The following is a 17418-nucleotide window of genomic DNA, read 5'->3' on the forward strand; positions in this document are numbered from 1 at the left end:
ATCAAAGCGGACTCCGACCACGGATCGTAATCGCCCCTAGCGGGTAATTCGAGACCCGACGCAGGGTTGCATACGGCATGGTGTGCCTGATTGGTTGTTTATCCGTAACTCGCCATCGGGCAACGCAACTGGGGTAGTAGGTGCTGCTCGATAAAGCCATTGGGTAGGGGAGGTCAAAAGTCTGGAGTCTTCGCCCGAAGGACCGATCCTTGCCTGTTTCAATCATTAATTCGTAGTTTTTTAGGAAATCGCTGTCTTGGGCGAATTTGAGGGGAATGCTGGGAGGTGCTGCGTCAAAAGTATTAGCGTTCGCAGTATCGGCCCCCGCGCCCAAACAATTTTTCCATCTCTTCATAACTTGTGTTCCTAACCACCATCCCTAAACGGGGATCGTAATGATGATCACAAGCGTCACCCGGCGACGGCAAAACGGGGGGAGGGTGTTGGCACGATAGGCGACCGGCGGGAGGCGGAGAAGATAAGGGTACTTCTCGTTTTAGGTATACGTTTAGGTATACATACTGAGATTAATAATAGATATAACCAGTAAAATAGCGGCCTTTAGGTTGTATGTTCGACCCCGGCTTCGGCACCATATATATCAAGGGTTTGCGTGCGAAAGCTGATGCAAACCCTTGTTTGTTTCTGGTCCGCAATTAATGATCTGGTCCGCAATTCACTTGGTTGGTGAGACCTTTTTCCCTTTTCGATTGCGGATGTACTGCTCGGTCATTACGACGGTCGTATGCCCAAGTTGATCTCTGGCCTGCAAAATATCGCCGCTTGACTCCGCCTTGTCCGTGCCGGTTTTAGCGCGCAAATCGCGCATCTGGAACTCGGATTTTGCAACCCCGGCTGCTTCTCTTGCCAAGTCAAACCTTCCCCCGCAACATCGCCATCGACATTGGTGCGCCATCCCCGGTAACGATCAGCCGCGTTGAGCGGACCTTGTGTTCTGACTTTCGGGACATGATTCGATCAATCAAAACCTTCGGCTCCCCAGTGATTTCGATTCGGTGCTTGGCGTTTGTCTTGCCCTGCAGCACCCATATCTGACCCTCTCGGACGTCGCGCTCATCGATCAATCGAGTGTCGGTCACCCGTTGGCCAGTCAAATAGGCAAGGTCCATCGCATCTCGAAGGCCCGCATCTGCTTTCTCGTACACACGTTTGAACAGTGCATCCTCGATATAGATGTCCCGCCCCGTTTCCTTGTTACCCTTGATCCCGGCGCAAGGGTTGGCGAGTGCTGTGTAGCCGGTATCCCGGGCGAAGTTCCAGATTGCACTGAGCAGTGCCTTCTCCCTGTTGGCACGCACTGGCGCGGCCTTGCGCCAGGTCAGGTACTGGCGGACGTGCAGCGGTTGGATAGTTTCGAGCGGGGCCGGTGGATCGTCGAAGAATGACATCAAGTTCTTTAACTCCCTAACGTTGTCCTTTTGCGTTGCTGGTTTCTTCGATGGCACCACGTCGACTAGGTACTTCTCGGCCACGTAACGGAAGGTGATCACCTTGGCCACCAGGTCGGTGGCGGTGCGATCACGCTCGAGTTTCGCGTACTCCATGATCGCCAGACCGTTATCGCTGCCCAGCGGAATTTCTTTGCGGTCCTTACCGCCTGTGTCGTAGCAATAGAAAACCCGGCCGCTGGCTTTCTTGCGCTCTCTCAGCCGGGCGATTGATCCGGGTTTGCTTGGTCGTCGTCCCATGTCAGCTAGCCTTGCGTGGAGTCCATGCGGGTTTCTCAGGCTCAAGCATACCGACCGCAGTCACGGCCATCGCCGTGACGCTTGGCCAGCCATTCACCTTGATGGTGTGCCTGATGCCGTTCTTCTTCAGGTTGAGGATCTGGCCTGCCTTGGTCCGCGCGCCGGTGAGCTCGCAAACCTCATCGTGGGAAAGAAATTGGATTTTCATGAACGTTTCCATGCCGCGCGTGGCGGCGGAAGGTGGTTTATAGGTGTGACTTGCACACAGGAATGCGCCCGACAAATGGCTACCGTTCGGAATTTGACACTCACCATTTGCCGTACTATTTGTTTCCTTCTCTGTTGGTTTCTTCGAGATTCGAATAGGAAGGAGGCCGCAAAGATGATGCGTAGAGGTTCCACGTATTGGCTGTGGGCCGACTGCGAGTTGCACTGTCGGTCTTACGAAGAAGTGCTCAGTGACGGCAGCATCGTCGACGTTCAGACCAGAATTTCCAGGAAGGGGAGAACGCAACTCTTTATCGGTGTGTACTACAAAAATGGAGTTCCACTGTTTGAGGAGGTCCACGATTGGTTGCCCAAAGACACCATGACAACTGCGCTTGATTGGGGTGTTGGTTGCGCGCGCAAAATCGCGAGAGAGAATATGGTTTTTGCCAAATCGAGCGAACGCTATTCAGGGCGAGAGTCAGCCAGGGCGGCCATCCGCAGTCTAAAGATAATTCCGCAGTCGGCGACAAGGGAGACCAAGTCGCCGGCTGTTGTTGATACGTTCTGTTCTCATCGAATTGTGAAAAAAATCAGATGAAGGGCTTAAGGCACGTCTTGAAGGTGAGCTACGGTTTATTGGTTCACCTCGCCAGTTGCGTACACGCTTTCTCCCCTGAGGTGGCTGGCGGGGTGGACCCTTACCGGCGCGGCCCCTTGTAGATGACCCTGAGCATGTAGAGCGGCGCTGCTATTGGTAGGAGGATCATGAGGCAATCTCCTTGATGTTTGACTCGACCCAATTCCGCATCCGCTGCCAGCGGCGTTCAGAGGTTTCGGGAATCCACTTACACCGACCGTCTTCTTGAGGCTCGTAGGTGCCCGGATGCTCGTCATTCTCGAAGACAATTTCAGACGCCATTGCTCTAGCGATTCCGAAAGCTTCAGACACGGTTTCCGGGCAGTGAGAATCGATGCTGCTCATATCTATCCCTCGTTTGGCACTCAGAATACCCAGCGTGCAAAACTGACCATCGGCTTCAAGGGTGTCTGTTACGAGCCGCTTATCAGGCATTGCATCCATCGCGTCTCGCAGCTCGAGCAGGAACGTCTGGCCGCGTTTACCTTTGAGGGCCGACTTCACTGCGCCACGCCAGCAGATCAGATCCCATCCACCGCAATCATCGCTGTATCCGCTGCGGCTCCGCCAGAGCTGAACTCCATCTGGCAGCCGCACTTCGCCGGTTCGCCATTCACGAACGTTATCTTTTCATCAGGCATGATTTCGTCCTTGCCGCTATAGCGGCTATGCATTAGAGATGAGAGGGAGGTATCGTCTACCCGGGACAAACAGGAGCTGCGACGCGGTTGTTTGAGCTCTGTCACTCAATATTAAGGATTGATCTTGTGCCGAACTCAGTGACTATCAAGAGAAAGGTATTGTTCGGCGACTGTGATCCGGAGGGGATTGTCTATACACCCAGGTTTTCGTACTTCGTTGGTAAGCGTTCCAACTCTTGTCCCAGCAGTTGATCGTGATCTTGCCCTGGGCCGTCTGGTAGTTCGGATTTGATTCGGTAGGGCAGTCGCGCCGGCCGAAGTCCTCGAGGAACACTGTGATCGGGTCAAGCCGCGGTGCGCCAGTGATCACCAGCTTCGTGACTGTCGAGCACTCAACCTCCAGCGATTCGGTCGGATTGTTTTCTGTGGCCATGGGGTGTTCTTCGCCGGTGATCGGCTACAGTTGATGGGTCACTGATATGGAGATCGAATATGAAATGCTTAATCTGTCAGGCAGCCGCCAGGATTGTTCACGCGCCTGGAGACTGTTCAGAGGTCAAATGCTCAGCTGGTTGTGGACACTTCAGGGTTTCAGCGAACCTTGTTGCGAAGATGAAGTTCAAGAAGGAATCCTTCGACATCGAACGCACAAGGCGATGGCTTGATATGTCCCGGAATGCGGAGCCTGTGCCATTGATATCGACCTACGATTACAACGTTTCCTTGCTGCATCGGGATGCAGAAGAGAGATCTACCAGCCTGCGGAATCGTTCTAGAAAGTCGGTAACTTCAGATTAGATAGAAATTCTTGCTTCGATTTGGCGAACTGCATGCTGCACGGCGGTGATAACCGGCTTCATCACCGTCGTGCGCTCATCCTATGGCGGCGCGACAGGTTTGGTTTTCTGTGGGTATGGGGCGTCCTATGCCGGGGCTTGCCATTTTTATCGTGGACGACAGGGGCTGGCTGGATCAAAACGATTTCTTCAGGCATGACTTCGTCCTTGCCGCTATAGCGGCTGATGTTGAAGAGGAAAGTGGTGTTACTTGTGGGGAGAGGCAGAGAATTTGGAGTAAGTGTTGATATCAGTTGTGGCAAGAAGGCAGCGGCCATCTTTGAATTTTGCGTAGAAAGTTATTTCCTTTTCTTTATCACATAGCCACCAGCCCGCAACTAGTCCAACCGGACCTAAAAGCAATGCTCCAGCCAGACTCCATCGAATAACGCTCCCTTTCTTATTAACTATTTCCTCAGTTGCTGCTTCTAAAGTTTCTAGTTTTGAAATGGGTATCTTAATTCCAAGAGAAGGTTTTACTGCGGATTTTAAAATGAACAGTCCAGATTGAAATTCAGCATCACCTGTCAGAAAGTCACCGGATATCACCGTTATCTTCGACATGGTGTTTCTCCTCTGATCAGGTTTAGCCAGCTGATTACTGGGCTCCAAAGGTCCCCGTCAGTCAATCGACTTGCGACAAAAGGTGAGGTTGATGGTCTCCATCGATACCAGATCATGGGCCCTTACAGCCGGCTTCGGCGTGTAGGTCAGCGTGCCGTCGAGGATGGCTTGCTTGATCGCCTCAAACTCCCAGCAGTAGTGCTGGCTGTTGACGTAGATGCGCAGCCCATCGCGGTAGTCGTGCTTCTTGCGCCGGATACCTCGGGTAGGCACCGCCCTCCGTGACCGGATGCGGTGGCGAGATGTGAGTTTGTGGGCTATTGGTTGATGATCCGGCATGAACCAGGAAGACAGGGAGCTACTAATGAAAACGCTGATAGTTGATCACTCTTGGACCAAAATCATCGAACGAGATGAGTTCGCCAAGATCGCGCTGGCGGCAAAGATTGAGCAGATCGAAGAAATTGAAGCTGCCATTCGAGCGGTTGAAGGTGAAGAGGCAGCCCGCAATGCTCTAAAAAATGGCTTGATAAAGCATGCATTAACGCGCTGCCTGGAGAACTTGCAGGGATCTGCATCCGTAACAGAGCAGGACTACTGGGTCTGTTACGAGTTTGCGACAACCGCTGCGAAGAATGCAGAGCAAATCATTGACGAAGAGCTTTCGCACGTAGGGTCGTGATCGTAGGCGCCGCCCTCCGTGACCGGATGTGACAGTGGCAATGTGAGTTGCGGTGAGTTATTTCGACCTTGAAGAGCTGCGGCTGGAGTACAACGCCGACGCCGTCGCCAACTTGCTCATGTGCCAATTCGTCGACGACGGCGCAAGCATCTTCCCGCTCAACGTATTGCAGCCCTGCATGGTCGGCAGTTCGGGCTTGGTGGTGGCCCCGCCAATGGTCCCTGGCGGCAAGTTCCGCGTGCTTGAGCGGCATCTGGAGACCTACTACCTGGTGCGCGGCTGGCGGGACGAGCATGAATTCAAGAAGGGTACGATCTGCCATCTGGGTGAGGCCGACATCAACCAGGAGATTTACGGGCTGCCGGAGTGGTTGCCTGTATTGCAGAGCACACTGCTCAACGAGCCCGCCACCCTGTTCCGCCGCAAGTACTACAACAACGACAGCCATGCCGGTTTCATCGCGTACATGACGGATACGGCTCAAAACGAAACCGACGTTGCGGCGTTGCGCTCGGCGCTCAAATCAGCGAAGGGGCCGGGCAACTTTCGCAACCTGTTCATGTACGCACCAGGTGGCAAGAAGGACGGCATCCAGTTGATACCGGTCAGTGAGGTGGCGGAGAAAGATGAGTTCGGCTCCATCAAAAACATCAGCCGCGACGACATGCTGGCCGCCTTGCGGATTCCGCCACAGTTGATGGGCATCGTGCCACAGAACGCGGGTGGGTTCGGATCGATCAATCCGCATCCCTGGTTTCGTGCGCTGCCCAGCGCGGGGTTAATTTTGAAGCACAAGTCCTCGGCAGGCTCCCCTGAAGCAGCACCACCTGTTCGGTCCTAGGTTCGGGATACCGGACTGCCTTTTTGAGTGGCCTCCTCCTTGGCGTTTTGCACCGCGCCTTGAATATAGCCATACAGCCCCACGCAGGCATCGGTATACGCTTTGAGTGCCTTTTCGGCCGCTTCACGGGCAGCGGGCAAGTCTTCGGGAGCGGCCACTTCGCGGGCCACCAATGCCTCATACCAAGCTGCTTCGGCTATCTGTACCGGTCGCAGGCCGGGCTTGAGGTATTCGCTGTCTATCATCGGCATGACGGGGCTCCTTTCAGTTCGTTATTCGTAACGCGGTGGTGCTCGCTTGCGCAACTCCAGACTTTCCGGCCATCACGCTGACAACGCAGCGGTACAGCGTGCGGCCCATATCGGCGTGGCAGTCGAACATCAGGGGCGGTCGCGTCACGCCCGGCGCGTCAAGCTGCGCCGCATAAAAGAATCGGCCGAGTGGGCAAGGTCAAACCTTTAAATGACCCATCGATCACCGGCAAGGCTTGCAGCGGATCTCGATCAACCTCTGAGCTGTCTACCTGCCCAAGCATGATCCGTGCCCGTTCGTTGTTCACGTCGGCCACCTACTGAGCCGTCTCCTCTGTACTTACTTCCCCGGCCAGGCATTCGTTTCTTGCACCAGATGCCGCGCCTTAGCGTATTTGGGGGGGCGGAGGAGGGATTTTAGGCTGGTGCGCGCTGTCGTACCCCCGCCACGCCTGCGGGCTAAATGGGTCGTTTTTTCTGCATACCTGCACTCAGCCCAAGCCGGCCCAGGCTGGGGGCTGTGTACGCGAATGTGGGGGGGAAGCCTGCGGATGTCTGCCAATTCTACTATGAGTGCCCCAGCTGTAACGTGCTGCTGTGCCCCCAACCCGGCGTCTGCTGCGTCTTCTGCTCGTACAGGTCGGTGAAGTGTCCGCCGATGCAGCACCAGGCGGGCTGCTGCTAGGGCCTAGTAATGGATCACGTCCATTTCCTAGGCCCCTCCTTTGTAGAATGCGCTTAGCGTCCCGCTGGTCGATCCCTCATCTATTTGCCCCCTCCGCCTGCGTATCAGTTCCTTTGTCCGCATGGGTTCAGGAACGCAGCCGCCCAATGAAAACGGCCTGGCCCCCTTTGGGGGAGCCAGGCCGTCTACCTGCAGCAGCATTCAGACAATGTCAGTGCTTGCCATGTTGGTCACACCGACCAACTGGATGATGTTGGTGATACCCACACCGTCACCGTCCTGTGCCAGGTAACCGTCGCCTCCAACGACGCCGAAGTAGTAGTTGGTGGTGCCGTTCAGCGCGCCATCGGCGGCCGAGATGAATCCGGCCAGGTTGGCAACGGGTGCCAGCACTTCGCTGTAGTTGGCTCCAGAACCTGCCGTCGTGAAGTCCAGCTTGTCGACGCCGGAGACGAAGCCGGCGGAGATCACGCTAGTCGTTGCGGACAGCAGCGCGTCGGTATCGGCATCCAGGGCCTTGAAGCTGAAGGTGTCCATACCCGCGCCGCCGGTGAAGGTCTTGCCGCCAGCGATGGTCACGTCCAGGGTCTGGGCAACGGTCGAATCTCCGTCAAAGTCCGTCACCGTCACGTCGAAGGTCAGGCGGGCGTCAGGCGTCGACGAGGTCACAAAGCCCATGTCGACGATCTTGACCACGTCGCCGTCCCAAGTTCCTGCTTCGCCGGCCTCCACGGGATTGCTCTTGCTGCCTTCACCAGACTCGTTCCCGAACGCCAATTTGGCACCGGTGCTTGCCCCGCTGAGGCCGACGTTGCCGTTGAGGTTGTACCCTTCGCCGGTGACACCCTCGGTCGAAACCAGCACCTGCACGCCCTGGATCACGTAGTCCTCGGTGCCGAAGTTGTAGTCATTGCGCTCGAGGATCACCGCGCCGTCGTTCTGATCCAGTGTGATCCCGTACGCCGCGGGATTCGCAATTGGATGGAAGTTGCTGTTGGTGGTGGAGGGGGTTTTCAGAATGACGTCCTGGCTGTCGACAATGATGGCCCGGGTGATCGGATTGTTGGATCCGTCAGGATCGACCAGCTTCAACACCAGCACCAGATCCTCGCTGCCGATGCCGTCGAACTTGATGAAGATCCCGTTGCTCGTGGCAGTGGGCGCCAAGTTGGTGTTGCCGAATGGATTGGCGGTGAAGAAGTCCAGGTCCATCACCTCGCCCTGCTGAATGGTGTCGCCGGCCACGCCGGCCGCAGTCCCGGAAACACTCACCCAGGACGCCGCCGCAGAGAACAGCTCACCAGGGGCGAAGGCGTTGTCGCCACCCGCCTTGATGTTGTTGGCTCCGGTTCCACCGCTCGCTTCGGCGAATCCACTGAACTGCACGAAGAAATCGTCGGCCAACCTGGCCACCGATACCGGCGGCTGTTGGTTGATCGGCGTCGTGCCGCCGATCGCATAACCGGTGAAGCCCTGTGCGCTCGACGTCCGCAGGATGCTGAAGCTTTCGATCTCGTCGGTCAGGCTCAGCGTATAGGTGTCGGCCACCTTGTCGAACGTCAGCGTACCGGTCGCATTGGTGGTAGCGCCCTGGTTCGGGTTGTTGGACACATAGGTAAAGGCGATGTTGAACACCGCCGTGGCGTCGGTTTCCGAGAGCCAGGTTACCGACCTGTTGGTAATGGCGTTCGCTCCCACCGAGACGCCCGTCATGCTCAGGGACAAGTCGCTGTTCGAGGCGCTGTAGAGTGTTCCCAGTCGATCATCCGCGCCGATGTCGTAAGCGAAGGTGCCGGTGCCGCCGGGGGTCGGATTGGCGGAGTTCCGGTAGACCAGGTTCGACTTGGCCGTTACCACCGGCGAGTCATCATCGACCGTGATCACCAGTTTTTCGGCTGCGGCCGTCACCGTATCGCCATCTGCGTCGATAGCCTGCAGGATGCTGCCGAGCTGGAGGGCAAGGTCGTTCTCGGTGTTGTCGCCCGCCACCCCATTGAGGCTCGGGTGGTCGAGTTGGTCGAGCTGCGTGAAAACGTAGGCGCCGGTCGCCGCGGTCAGCGCAAAGGTGAACACTTCGCGGTCAGCGGCTTGGTAAATGCCGTCGCTGGCTCCGACGTCCACGTAGGCCGTCAGCGTGTTGCCGGTCACGTCATATTTCACCGCCTCGCCCTTGGAGGTCAGCGTCTGCAGCAGATTGCTGGTGTCCGTGGACAGGCCATAGGTCAGCGGATTGTCGACGCCGGACTGGAAGATCGAGGCGATGCTATCTGAGGCGGACGCGACCTCCCCGCTTACATCGTTGGTCCCGCCTGCGATTCCGCCGGGCAAGCCGTCCTCGTCCACCGTCGCTGTCACGGGCGTGCCGTTTGCCGTCGGCCCATCGTCCTGGAAGGCAACACTGGCGCCGATGCCGACCGAGGCGGTATCGGTGTCGCCATCGCCGTCGGTGACGGTGGCAACCGCGAGCAGCGCGGCGTTGTCGATAGCGAGCGACTCATCGTGGCTGGCGCCGCCGGTGGGGTGCTTGATCGAGTGGTACTGCACGACGCTGAGCATGCCGGTGCTGGCGTCGATCGCCACGGCGAAGGCGGCTTCGCCGTCATCGGCGCCGCCGGAGATGCGGCCGACCACGAGCTCATCTTCCTTGAACAGCAGGATGTTATTGCCTTCGGTGGTGTCCAGGCCGGAATCAATGCCGACACTTGCGACATTGAGCGAGTAGGCAGTGCTGGCCAGGCCATCCTGGCCGCCGCTGCTGGCGCTGGAGTCGATCACCGAGGCGCTGCCCTGGGCGTAGGCCGCGGTCATGTCGCTGCTGACGGTGGCAACGGCGGCGAACACGGCAAGCGGGCCGAGTACGTCGTCCGCATCAGCGTCATTGCCCGTCGTTTCATCATGCCTGACCAGACCGGCGCCAAGCACCGCCGAGGCCGTCGGCCCATCGTCCTGGAAGGCGACACTGGCACCGATGCCGACCGAGGCGGCGTGGGTGTCGCCATCGCCGTCGGTGACGGTGGCGATCGCGAGCAGCGCGGCGTTGTCGATAGCGAGCGACTCATCGTGGCTGGCGCCGCCGGTGGGGTGCTTGATCGAGTGGTACTGCACGACGCTGAGCGCGCCGGTGCTGGCGTCGATCGCCACGGCGAAGGCGGCTTCGCCGTCATCGGCGCCGCCGGAGATGCGGCCGACCACGAGCTCATCTTCCTTGAACAGCAGGATGTTATTGCCTTCGGTGGTGTCCAGGCCGGAATCAACGCCGACGCTCGCAACATTGAGCGAGTAGGCAGTGCTGGCCAGACCATCCTGGCCGCCGCTGCTGGCGCCGGAGTCGATCACCGAGGCGCTGCCCTGGGCGTAGGCCGCGGTCATGTCGCTGCTGGCGGTGGCAACGGCGGCGAACACGGCAAGCGGGTCGAGTACGTCGTCGGCATCAGCGTCATCGCCCGCTGTTTCATCGTGCCGGACCAGGCCAGCACCGAGCGCCGCAGAGGCTGTCGGGCCATCGTCCTGGAAGGCGACACTGGCGCCGATGCCGACCGAGGCGGTGGCGGTGTCGCCATCGCCGTCGGTGACGGTGGCGACCGCGAGCAGCGCGGCGTTGTCGATGGCGAGCGACTCATCGTGGCTGGCGCCGCCGGTGGGGTGCTTGATCGAGTGGTACTGCACGACGCTGAGCATGCCGGTGCTGGCGTCGATCGCCACGGCGAAGGCGGCTTCGCCGTTATCGGCGCCGCCGGAGATGCGGCCGACCACCAGCGCGCCTTCCTTGGTCAACAGGATGTTATTGCCTTCCGTCGTGTCCAGGCCGGAGTCGACGCCGGCACTCGCGACATTGAGCGAGTAGACGGTGCTGGCCAAACCATCCTGGCCGCCGCTGCTGGCGCTGGCGTCGATCACCGAGGCGCTGCCCTGGGCGTAGGCTGCGGTCATGTCGCTGCTGACAGTGGCAACGGCGGCGAACACGGCAAGCGGGTCGAGTACGTCGTCGGCATCAGCGTCATCGCCCGCTGTTTCATCGTGCCGGACCAGGCCAGCACCGAGCGCCGCCGAGGCTGTCGGGCCATCGTCCTCGAAGTTCACCGCGCTGCCGATTTCCTGGGGCACGGCGACGATATTGGGCAAATGAAAGCCGCCGATATCGAAGGGGGAGTTGAGTTGGGCATTCGCATTTCCGATGTTCTCGATCAACACGCGGTTGTGCAGTTCGCTGGTGGTGTATTCGATCGAGTACTTGGACTGGAAGCCAGCAATCGTCACGGTGCGATCGGCGCCGCCATTGCTGAGATTGAACGTCACGGTGATATTGCCAACCGTCGTGTTGGCGGTGACGTCGTCGAGACCGGCGATGATATTGCCGTTGCCATCGCGGATCGTGACGCTGGTGATGTAGGCCAGGTTGTCGTCCGTGTCCAGGAGCCCCTCGAAGTAGACACTCTTCTCCTCGAAATCCGTGGTGTAGGCGCTGATCATAGCCGTGGACGCCTTGGGCGGTGTCTGCTGCGCAATGACAAAGGTCGCACCCGTCGTGCCGAAGAGTCCGCCAAAGTCGATGTTGCCTTCAACGTTTGCCTCCGTCGGCGACAGGTTCGGGACGGTGAAGAGTGGGTTCGGGTCGGTCACGAAGGTGAAAATCATCCCTTCACCTGGATTGACCGCCTGGTTGTTGGTGCCGATGGTCGTGCCGCCGCCACCTTGGCTGGTGGAGACGTTGTCACCCACGTCTTTGCCTTTGACGATCTTGTCCGGATCCATGCCGGTGACGACGAGTCCTACGTTCGAGCTGCCAGCTTTGAACATCAGGAAATCATTTTCCCCGGACGGCACACCGGCGAAATCGAAGGCGACATCCTGACTGGCGGTGGCCCAGAGGTGGTCCGTCATGTCGACCACGTCGTCGGGGTTCGAGGTAACCGGGTTCTGGAGCGGCCCGAACTGCGCCATCCAGACCTTGGCGCCGGTTGACGTCTGTTCCAGATAGCCGGAAAAAACGATGGTGCCGCTTGGATCTGCCACATCGTCCTCGGGCGCGTCGGTGGCCCCCTCAGCGCCTATGCGGCCCAGGACGATGTTGTTGTCGGTGGAGTCCGTGTACAGGAAGATTCTTCTGCCATCGAGGGTATAGAGACCGCTCCAGTCCGTACCGGCATTGGCATTGGTCGGGTCGCCGAGCGCTTTGCCCTCGGCATCGGTGAAGGCGAGATCGAGGTAGCTGCCGGTGATGGTGATCAGGTCGGTACCGGTGTTGCCAGCGTCGCCGGTATAGCCACTCAGCGCAGTCTGCATTGGAGTAACGGCACCCAACAGCGTGAACAATCGGGACTCGAATGCCAACGGGAGGTCGTTGGTTTCGTCGGTTCCGTTGATTGCGGCAACGGCAATGTCGTTATCGTTGCTGTCGTCTGGGATGCCGGGTGTGGTAGTGGCGTTCTGTAAACCGCCTGATTCATCAGTTGTGATGCTGCCGCTCAACGTAATAGCCATGACGTGCTCCTGAGGAGTTTCGGTCATCGAGGCCTGACCGTTGACCTTGCATTGCTATACGCCATCACTATGAAGAACGGCCGGGGGAGTGGGCATCGCCCGATACTCCCAATCGGGGCAGGAGATTCGGACTACCTGGATGCGCAAACGGGATGTGGACGCGAGGACGCGACGCCGCAAATCCCACGTGTGGATGAGGGTATGGCGCCTGTGCTCAAGGCCGCCCGGTGTGGGGAGGCAGCCTTCTTGACGGAGGTACGCGAAGCCCGGCGTGCCGAAGCTCCTGTCTTTCGATAGTCCTGCCTTATCCATAAGCGCTTGGAGCAGTTGGAAGAGGCCGCAGTGATCCATGCGACCGTGATATTCGATCAGGAACAAATCTTCGTAGACGCTGCCTGACCATAGTGGCCAATTGGTCGTGAATTAACCCGGTTATGTCGATCTTGCGCGTTATGAGAGGCGGCTTCAGAAGCCTGGCCATTGAGCTGGGCTTTTTCTTGCCCAGATGTTTTTCAGCCTTTACGCTAGCGACAGCCGCCGTGGAGTAGCTTAAATGAGCTTAATTGAAGTAAAGCAGCGTAACGTCATTCAAATTCAAGGCCTGAAGAGCAAATGGGTTGAGGGAGTAACGATTCCAGCAAACCCTCCGAAGTTGCTTTGGGTGGTTTATGAAGGGGAGAAGATTGCAGGAATCTTTTCCAATTGGGAGGAGGCGAGCATCCTTGTTGGTGCGCTTTATTGGGCGCAGCAAACGAGGCAGTTTTTGCGCGAAAAGGAGCTGGAAGAGGAAAAGAAGAATCCTGGCACCAGCCCCAAGCCAGGTGATTAATAGCCTCGAAGCCACAAAGAAGTATCGCACCAAGCCTCGGCATAACGCCGGGGCTTTTTATTTTCTGCTCCCGCATCGGGAGGACCGCATCAAACCTTCCTCGCAACATCGCCACCGACATCGATGTGCCGTCCTGCGTAACGATCAGCCACGTCGAGCAGATGTAACATCAAAATTTGCCCATCTCAAACGTCTCGCTCGTCCATAAGTCGTGTGCCAGCCACCCGCTGACCGGTCAAGGTGGCAAGGTCCATCGCATCCCGAAGGCCGGTACCAAGCGGATGATTTGCTTTTTTTACCGGACTTGTCAGAGCGTTCCAAGGGTCAACTCCATCGCCAGTGCAGCGGACAACGCCAGCATCATCAGCAACGCGATAAACATCAGGCCCAACTGAGCGACCTGCTTATAAAGGGGCATCGGCCTTTTTGTGATTCGAGCAATTGATTTATCAGAGGAAGCCATCATCAATTCTCACTTTTCCGCGGAACACGTAATAGCCCAATAAGGCGTACATCAGGATCACCGGCAGGAAGGACAGCGCGCCGATCAGGACGAACAGCCGACTGGTGGCCGGTGATGCCGCCGCCCTCAAGCTGGTGGATGGCGGGATGATGTTCGGCCAGATGCTCAGTGCCTGGCCGATGTAAGCGAGGAACATCAGCACCAGGGTGAACAAAAACGGCCAGTGCGGCCTTGTGGTCGGTAAGGAACATCGCACAGGGCGGGCTTGACCTGAGCAGCAAGGCAATGGAATTGCATGGCGGTGTCACGCGTTTCATTTTTCACCCCTCGCGTCATGCCGAATCTGGCGAGCCCCGCCGTCATCCATGATGTCCGGGACGACAGCTGTTGCGGGTACCAGGGGGTAGTGCAACTAATGAGCCATTTCAATAGGGCGAAGAAAAAGCTCAAATGAATTAACAGGCTGTTTCTGAGTGTTTCAGGCGAGAGAAAGGGTGAAGGGAGGGGACATTCCTCAAATTAGGTGGTAAACGCCCGGTTGGGTGGGTGTAATGCCCCAATTATGGAGATAGTAGCCGTCACCTTCATCCCGTTACGCTTGCGAATGTAGTGCTAAGGGTGACGCGGTCAAGATAGATATCTTCTGATGTTTTTGCCTGCACCTGCCTGACTCTGGCTCCTTGCAGTAAACGGAGGGCACCTTATGCCCCTATTTTTGAGGATGATGAATGAAACAAGGACAAGTTTTGCTGTTGGCTTTGTTGTTTATGTTTTTGACAGGTTGCACGACTACACCACCAAAAGATCAAAGCAATCTCTGCAGTATTTACCGTGACTATCCTGACTGGTATGAGGACTCGCTGGAAATGCAGAGTGAATATGGAACGCCTCTGCATGTGGCCATGGCGATCATGAAGCAGGAAAGCAGCTACGTGGCGGACGCATTGCCGCCTCGTGACTATCTGCTCTGGGTGATCCCTTGGGGGCGAGTCAGTTCGGCTTACGGTTATGCGCAGGCTCAAGATCCGGTGTGGGGTGAGTACAAGGACGATACTGGCAACGGTGGTTCGCGTGACAGCTTCGACGACGCGATCATGTTTATCGGCTGGTACGCCACTGGCACCCAGCGTCAGCTCGGTATCTCGCAATGGGACACCTACAATCAGTACCTGGCTTACCACGAGGGACGTGGGGGCTTTAGCCGCAATTCCTATCGCAGTAAACCGTGGCTGATGCAGGTTGCCCAGAAAGTGCAAAAGCAGTCAGAGATTTACAGCGCGCAACTCAAGCAATGCCGCCAAGAGCTGGAAGATGATCGGAGTGGGTGGTTCTAGTGTGGCAGATGAGTGATTACCCCGACGTATTGGGCGACTAGACCGGATGCGTCGGACTTTCGAAGAGTTTGATAAGCCTGTTTCCTTCACTGCCAAGTTCTCTCAATTCAACGATTTCTGTTGTTACAAACAACCCAGATGTACTCAATGGTTTTGGCATGTCGGTGAACTGAAAACGTCTATGTGAGTTTTGGCGTGAGTTTCGTTTCGGCGGCATTCCACTGAAATTCACCGACATCAGCATGACGATTTCGCGGATACCAAAAAAGTGGAATGAATGTTCTGTCGCATGTCGTTTCTGTTAATGAAAATGCGCAAAAAATACCCCTGGTATTTGCCTAACATGAGCCATCGATTACAGCCGCATCACGATGCCAGGAGATCTGCCATGGGCTTTGTAAATCCAATCAAGCACAGTTTGAAAAGCGCTAAACCAACCCTCGGTTGCTGGCTGACGCTCGCGAGCCCTGCGGTCGCTGAATTGATTGCTCATTGCGGTTTTGATTGGTTGGTCATCGATGCCGAGCACGGCCCTAATGATACCCAGGATATTGCTGCTCAACTTAGAGCCATTGATGCGGCGGCTTTTAATGGGGCAAGAGCCGTAGGTGCTGTGCGAGTAACCGCCAATGATCCTTCTTTGGTCAAGCGCGCCATGGATTGTGGGGCACAGACTATTGTCTTCCCGAACATTAACGGTGCGGCTGACGCGCAAGCCGCGGTGGCATCGATGTTATTCCCACTACCAGATCAAAGTGGTGTCAGAGGCGTCGCTGGAATGGTCAGAGCGGGGGCGTATGGGCTGGACAGTAACTATGTCAAAGACGCAAACAACCAGGCTTGTGCCATTGTCCTGATCGAGTCAGTGGAAGGGCTAGAGAACGTCGACTCTATAGCTCAAGTCGAGGGCGTTGACTGCCTGTTCATTGGTACGGCTGATTTGTCTGCAAGCATGGGGTTACTGGGGCAGACCGGGCACGATGATGTCAAGGCTGCGGTAGAGAGCGTCTTGACAGCTGCCCGCAAGCATTCCAAGGCAGTAGGAATCTTTGCGACTTCGGTGGAAGAAGCCCGCCAGTACAGGGAAAAGGGCGTGACCTTTATCGCACTTCACTCTGATACAGGTTGGTTGACCAAGGGGGCGACAGACGCCCTGGATGCTCTCAACTTAAAAAATAATACCTGATTGAATATCGAGTGCTATCGATGCGTATTAGTCGTTTTCATTGTTTGTATCGGGGGTTGAAATGTCGATGTCAGATCGTGATGGGAAAATCTGGAAAGATGGCGAATTAGTTGAATGGCGTGAGGCCAAAACTCACATTTTGACCCATACACTTCATTATGGCATGGGCGTGTTTGAGGGCATGCGCGCATACGAAACTGCGCGTGGCCCTGCAATCTTTCGTCTGAAAGAGCATATTCGTCGTCTTTTTAACTCGGCTAAAATTTTTCAGTTGGAGGTTCCGTTCGGCGAAGAAACTATTCGTAGCTCGTGCGAAGAAGTCATTCGAGCAAACAAGTACGACGCATGCTATCTACGTCCTTTGGTTTGGATCGGTTCAGACTTTCTGAGTATCGCAGCAAAAAACAACACAGTTCATGTCGCCACCGCTGCATGGCCCATGGGATCTTACTTGGGGGAGGAGGGCATGGAAAAAGGCATTCGAGTAAAAACATCGTCTTTCACCCGCCACCACGTCAACGTTTCCATGGTGCGTGCAAAAGCTTGTGGCTATTACATCAACTCGATCCTGGCTAACCGAGAGGTTACTTCGCTCGGGTTTGACGAGGCGCTATTGCTAGATACCGAGGGTTATGTAAGTGAGGGTGCTGGCGAGAATATTTTCATGGTTCGAGACGGGGTTATTTACACTCCCGATCTGGCGTCTTGCCTTGATGGCATAACCCGTGACTCGGTTATGCTAATTGCTCGGGATTTGGGCTTCGAAATTCGGGAGAAACGGATCACTCGCGACGAACTGTATTGCTGCGATGAGGCGTTCTTTACAGGTACCGCTGCTGAAGTAACACCTATTCGTGAGCTCGATGGTCGGACAATCGGCACGGGCTCGCGAGGCCCTGTCACTCAGCAGCTTCAAGAGGTCTACTTCTGCGCAGTACATGGAACTAATGAAAAGTACGCTCATTGGTTGACCCATGTTTGATGGTCGGGTGACCAGGATGTCGCGGCTATTGCTGGAGCCACAGCCAACTATTCCTAATGGTGGCTAGACTTCTTGATGTGAGGTGAG

Annotated in this window: 13 protein-coding genes and 5 pseudogenes; 9 read left to right on the forward strand and 9 right to left on the reverse strand. The window is 56.7% G+C overall.

The window, feature by feature from the left end; all coding sequences use genetic code 11:
* Window positions 1–676 precede the first annotated feature (676 nt).
* Both AC3IT6_RS13220 and AC3IT6_RS13225 read right to left on the reverse strand, forming a co-directional pair.
* A pseudogene (locus tag AC3IT6_RS13220) lies at window positions 677–1709 on the reverse strand (tyrosine-type recombinase/integrase).
* A 1-nt stretch (window position 1710) separates the two neighbouring features.
* A complete protein-coding gene (locus tag AC3IT6_RS13225; RefSeq protein WP_489356088.1) occupies window positions 1711–1917 on the reverse strand; it encodes a DUF4224 domain-containing protein in 207 nt (68 codons plus the stop codon).
* Window positions 1918–2091: 174 nt separating this feature from the next.
* Between AC3IT6_RS13225 and AC3IT6_RS13230 the strand changes: the two genes are divergently transcribed.
* Window positions 2092–2517: a hypothetical protein gene (locus AC3IT6_RS13230; protein ID WP_489356090.1), complete on the forward strand. Its 426-nt coding sequence runs from the start codon at window positions 2092–2094 to the stop codon at window positions 2515–2517.
* A 165-nt stretch (window positions 2518–2682) separates the two neighbouring features.
* Here AC3IT6_RS13230 and AC3IT6_RS13235 read toward each other — a convergent pair whose 3' ends face one another.
* A complete protein-coding gene (locus AC3IT6_RS13235) occupies window positions 2683–3060 on the reverse strand; it encodes a hypothetical protein (RefSeq protein ID WP_489356092.1) in 378 nt (125 codons plus the stop codon).
* Between the two features lie 263 nt (window positions 3061–3323).
* On the opposite strand from AC3IT6_RS13235, the pseudogene AC3IT6_RS13240 reads away from it, so the two are divergent.
* Window positions 3324–3416 (forward strand): annotated as a pseudogene (locus AC3IT6_RS13240) (acyl-CoA thioesterase); the annotation flags it as partial.
* Window position 3417: 1 nt separating this feature from the next.
* Here AC3IT6_RS13240 and AC3IT6_RS13245 read toward each other — a convergent pair.
* From AC3IT6_RS13245 to AC3IT6_RS13255, 3 genes and pseudogenes are all read right to left on the reverse strand, one after another.
* A pseudogene (locus AC3IT6_RS13245) lies at window positions 3418–3630 on the reverse strand (phiTE_072 family protein); the annotation flags it as partial.
* Between the two features lie 610 nt (window positions 3631–4240).
* Entirely contained in the window at window positions 4241–4597 is a 357-nt protein-coding gene (locus tag AC3IT6_RS13250) for a hypothetical protein (RefSeq protein WP_489356094.1), read from the reverse strand.
* Between the two features lie 57 nt (window positions 4598–4654).
* The gene (locus tag AC3IT6_RS13255) at window positions 4655–4870 is read right to left on the reverse strand and encodes a hypothetical protein (RefSeq protein ID WP_489356096.1); all 216 of its coding nucleotides are present in this window, start codon (window positions 4868–4870) and stop codon (window positions 4655–4657) included.
* A 91-nt stretch (window positions 4871–4961) separates the two neighbouring features.
* Between AC3IT6_RS13255 and AC3IT6_RS13260 the strand changes: the two genes are divergently transcribed.
* Both AC3IT6_RS13260 and AC3IT6_RS13265 read left to right on the forward strand, forming a co-directional pair.
* A complete protein-coding gene (locus AC3IT6_RS13260) occupies window positions 4962–5279 on the forward strand; it encodes a hypothetical protein (RefSeq protein ID WP_489356098.1) in 318 nt (105 codons plus the stop codon).
* 253 nt (window positions 5280–5532) lie between these two features.
* A pseudogene (locus AC3IT6_RS13265) lies at window positions 5533–6018 on the forward strand (phage portal protein); the annotation flags it as partial.
* A gap of 98 nt (window positions 6019–6116) precedes the next feature.
* On the opposite strand, the gene AC3IT6_RS13270 reads toward AC3IT6_RS13265, so the two are convergent.
* Window positions 6117–6371 (reverse strand): hypothetical protein, encoded by a 255-nt coding sequence (locus AC3IT6_RS13270; protein ID WP_489356100.1) that lies wholly within the window; start codon window positions 6369–6371, stop codon window positions 6117–6119.
* Between the two features lie 463 nt (window positions 6372–6834).
* Here AC3IT6_RS13270 and AC3IT6_RS13275 point away from each other — a divergent pair, with 463 nt between their 5' ends.
* Entirely contained in the window at window positions 6835–7056 is a 222-nt protein-coding gene (locus tag AC3IT6_RS13275; RefSeq protein ID WP_489356102.1) for a GDCCVxC domain-containing (seleno)protein, read from the forward strand.
* A 201-nt stretch (window positions 7057–7257) separates the two neighbouring features.
* Here the strand turns inward: AC3IT6_RS13275 and AC3IT6_RS13280 are convergent, their stop codons facing one another.
* Window positions 7258–12537 (reverse strand): DUF5801 repeats-in-toxin domain-containing protein, encoded by a 5280-nt coding sequence (locus tag AC3IT6_RS13280; protein WP_489356104.1) that lies wholly within the window; start codon window positions 12535–12537, stop codon window positions 7258–7260.
* 553 nt (window positions 12538–13090) lie between these two features.
* Between AC3IT6_RS13280 and AC3IT6_RS13285 the strand changes: the two genes are divergently transcribed.
* A complete protein-coding gene (locus AC3IT6_RS13285; protein ID WP_489356106.1) occupies window positions 13091–13366 on the forward strand; it encodes a hypothetical protein in 276 nt (91 codons plus the stop codon).
* A gap of 449 nt (window positions 13367–13815) precedes the next feature.
* Here the strand turns inward: AC3IT6_RS13285 and AC3IT6_RS13290 are convergent.
* Window positions 13816–14055 (reverse strand): annotated as a pseudogene (locus AC3IT6_RS13290) (cytochrome d ubiquinol oxidase subunit II); the annotation flags it as partial.
* Window positions 14056–14557: 502 nt separating this feature from the next.
* Between AC3IT6_RS13290 and AC3IT6_RS13295 the strand changes: the two are divergent.
* The 3 genes from AC3IT6_RS13295 (at window position 14558) to AC3IT6_RS13305 (ending at window position 17331) form a co-directional block, all read left to right on the forward strand.
* Complete coding sequence (locus AC3IT6_RS13295) at window positions 14558–15163, forward strand: transglycosylase SLT domain-containing protein (RefSeq protein ID WP_489356108.1); 606 nt, start codon at window positions 14558–14560, stop codon at window positions 15161–15163.
* A gap of 289 nt (window positions 15164–15452) precedes the next feature.
* Window positions 15453–16349, forward strand: a complete 897-nt coding sequence (locus AC3IT6_RS13300; protein ID WP_489356110.1) for an HpcH/HpaI aldolase family protein — start codon at window positions 15453–15455, stop codon at window positions 16347–16349.
* A gap of 61 nt (window positions 16350–16410) precedes the next feature.
* On the forward strand, window positions 16411–17331 hold the full coding sequence (locus tag AC3IT6_RS13305) for a branched-chain amino acid transaminase (protein ID WP_489356112.1): 921 nt from the start codon (window positions 16411–16413) through the stop codon (window positions 17329–17331).
* Window positions 17332–17418: the final 87 nt, after the last annotated feature.

The sequence above is a fragment of the Pseudomonas sp. KH_017 genome (assembly GCF_057840285.1).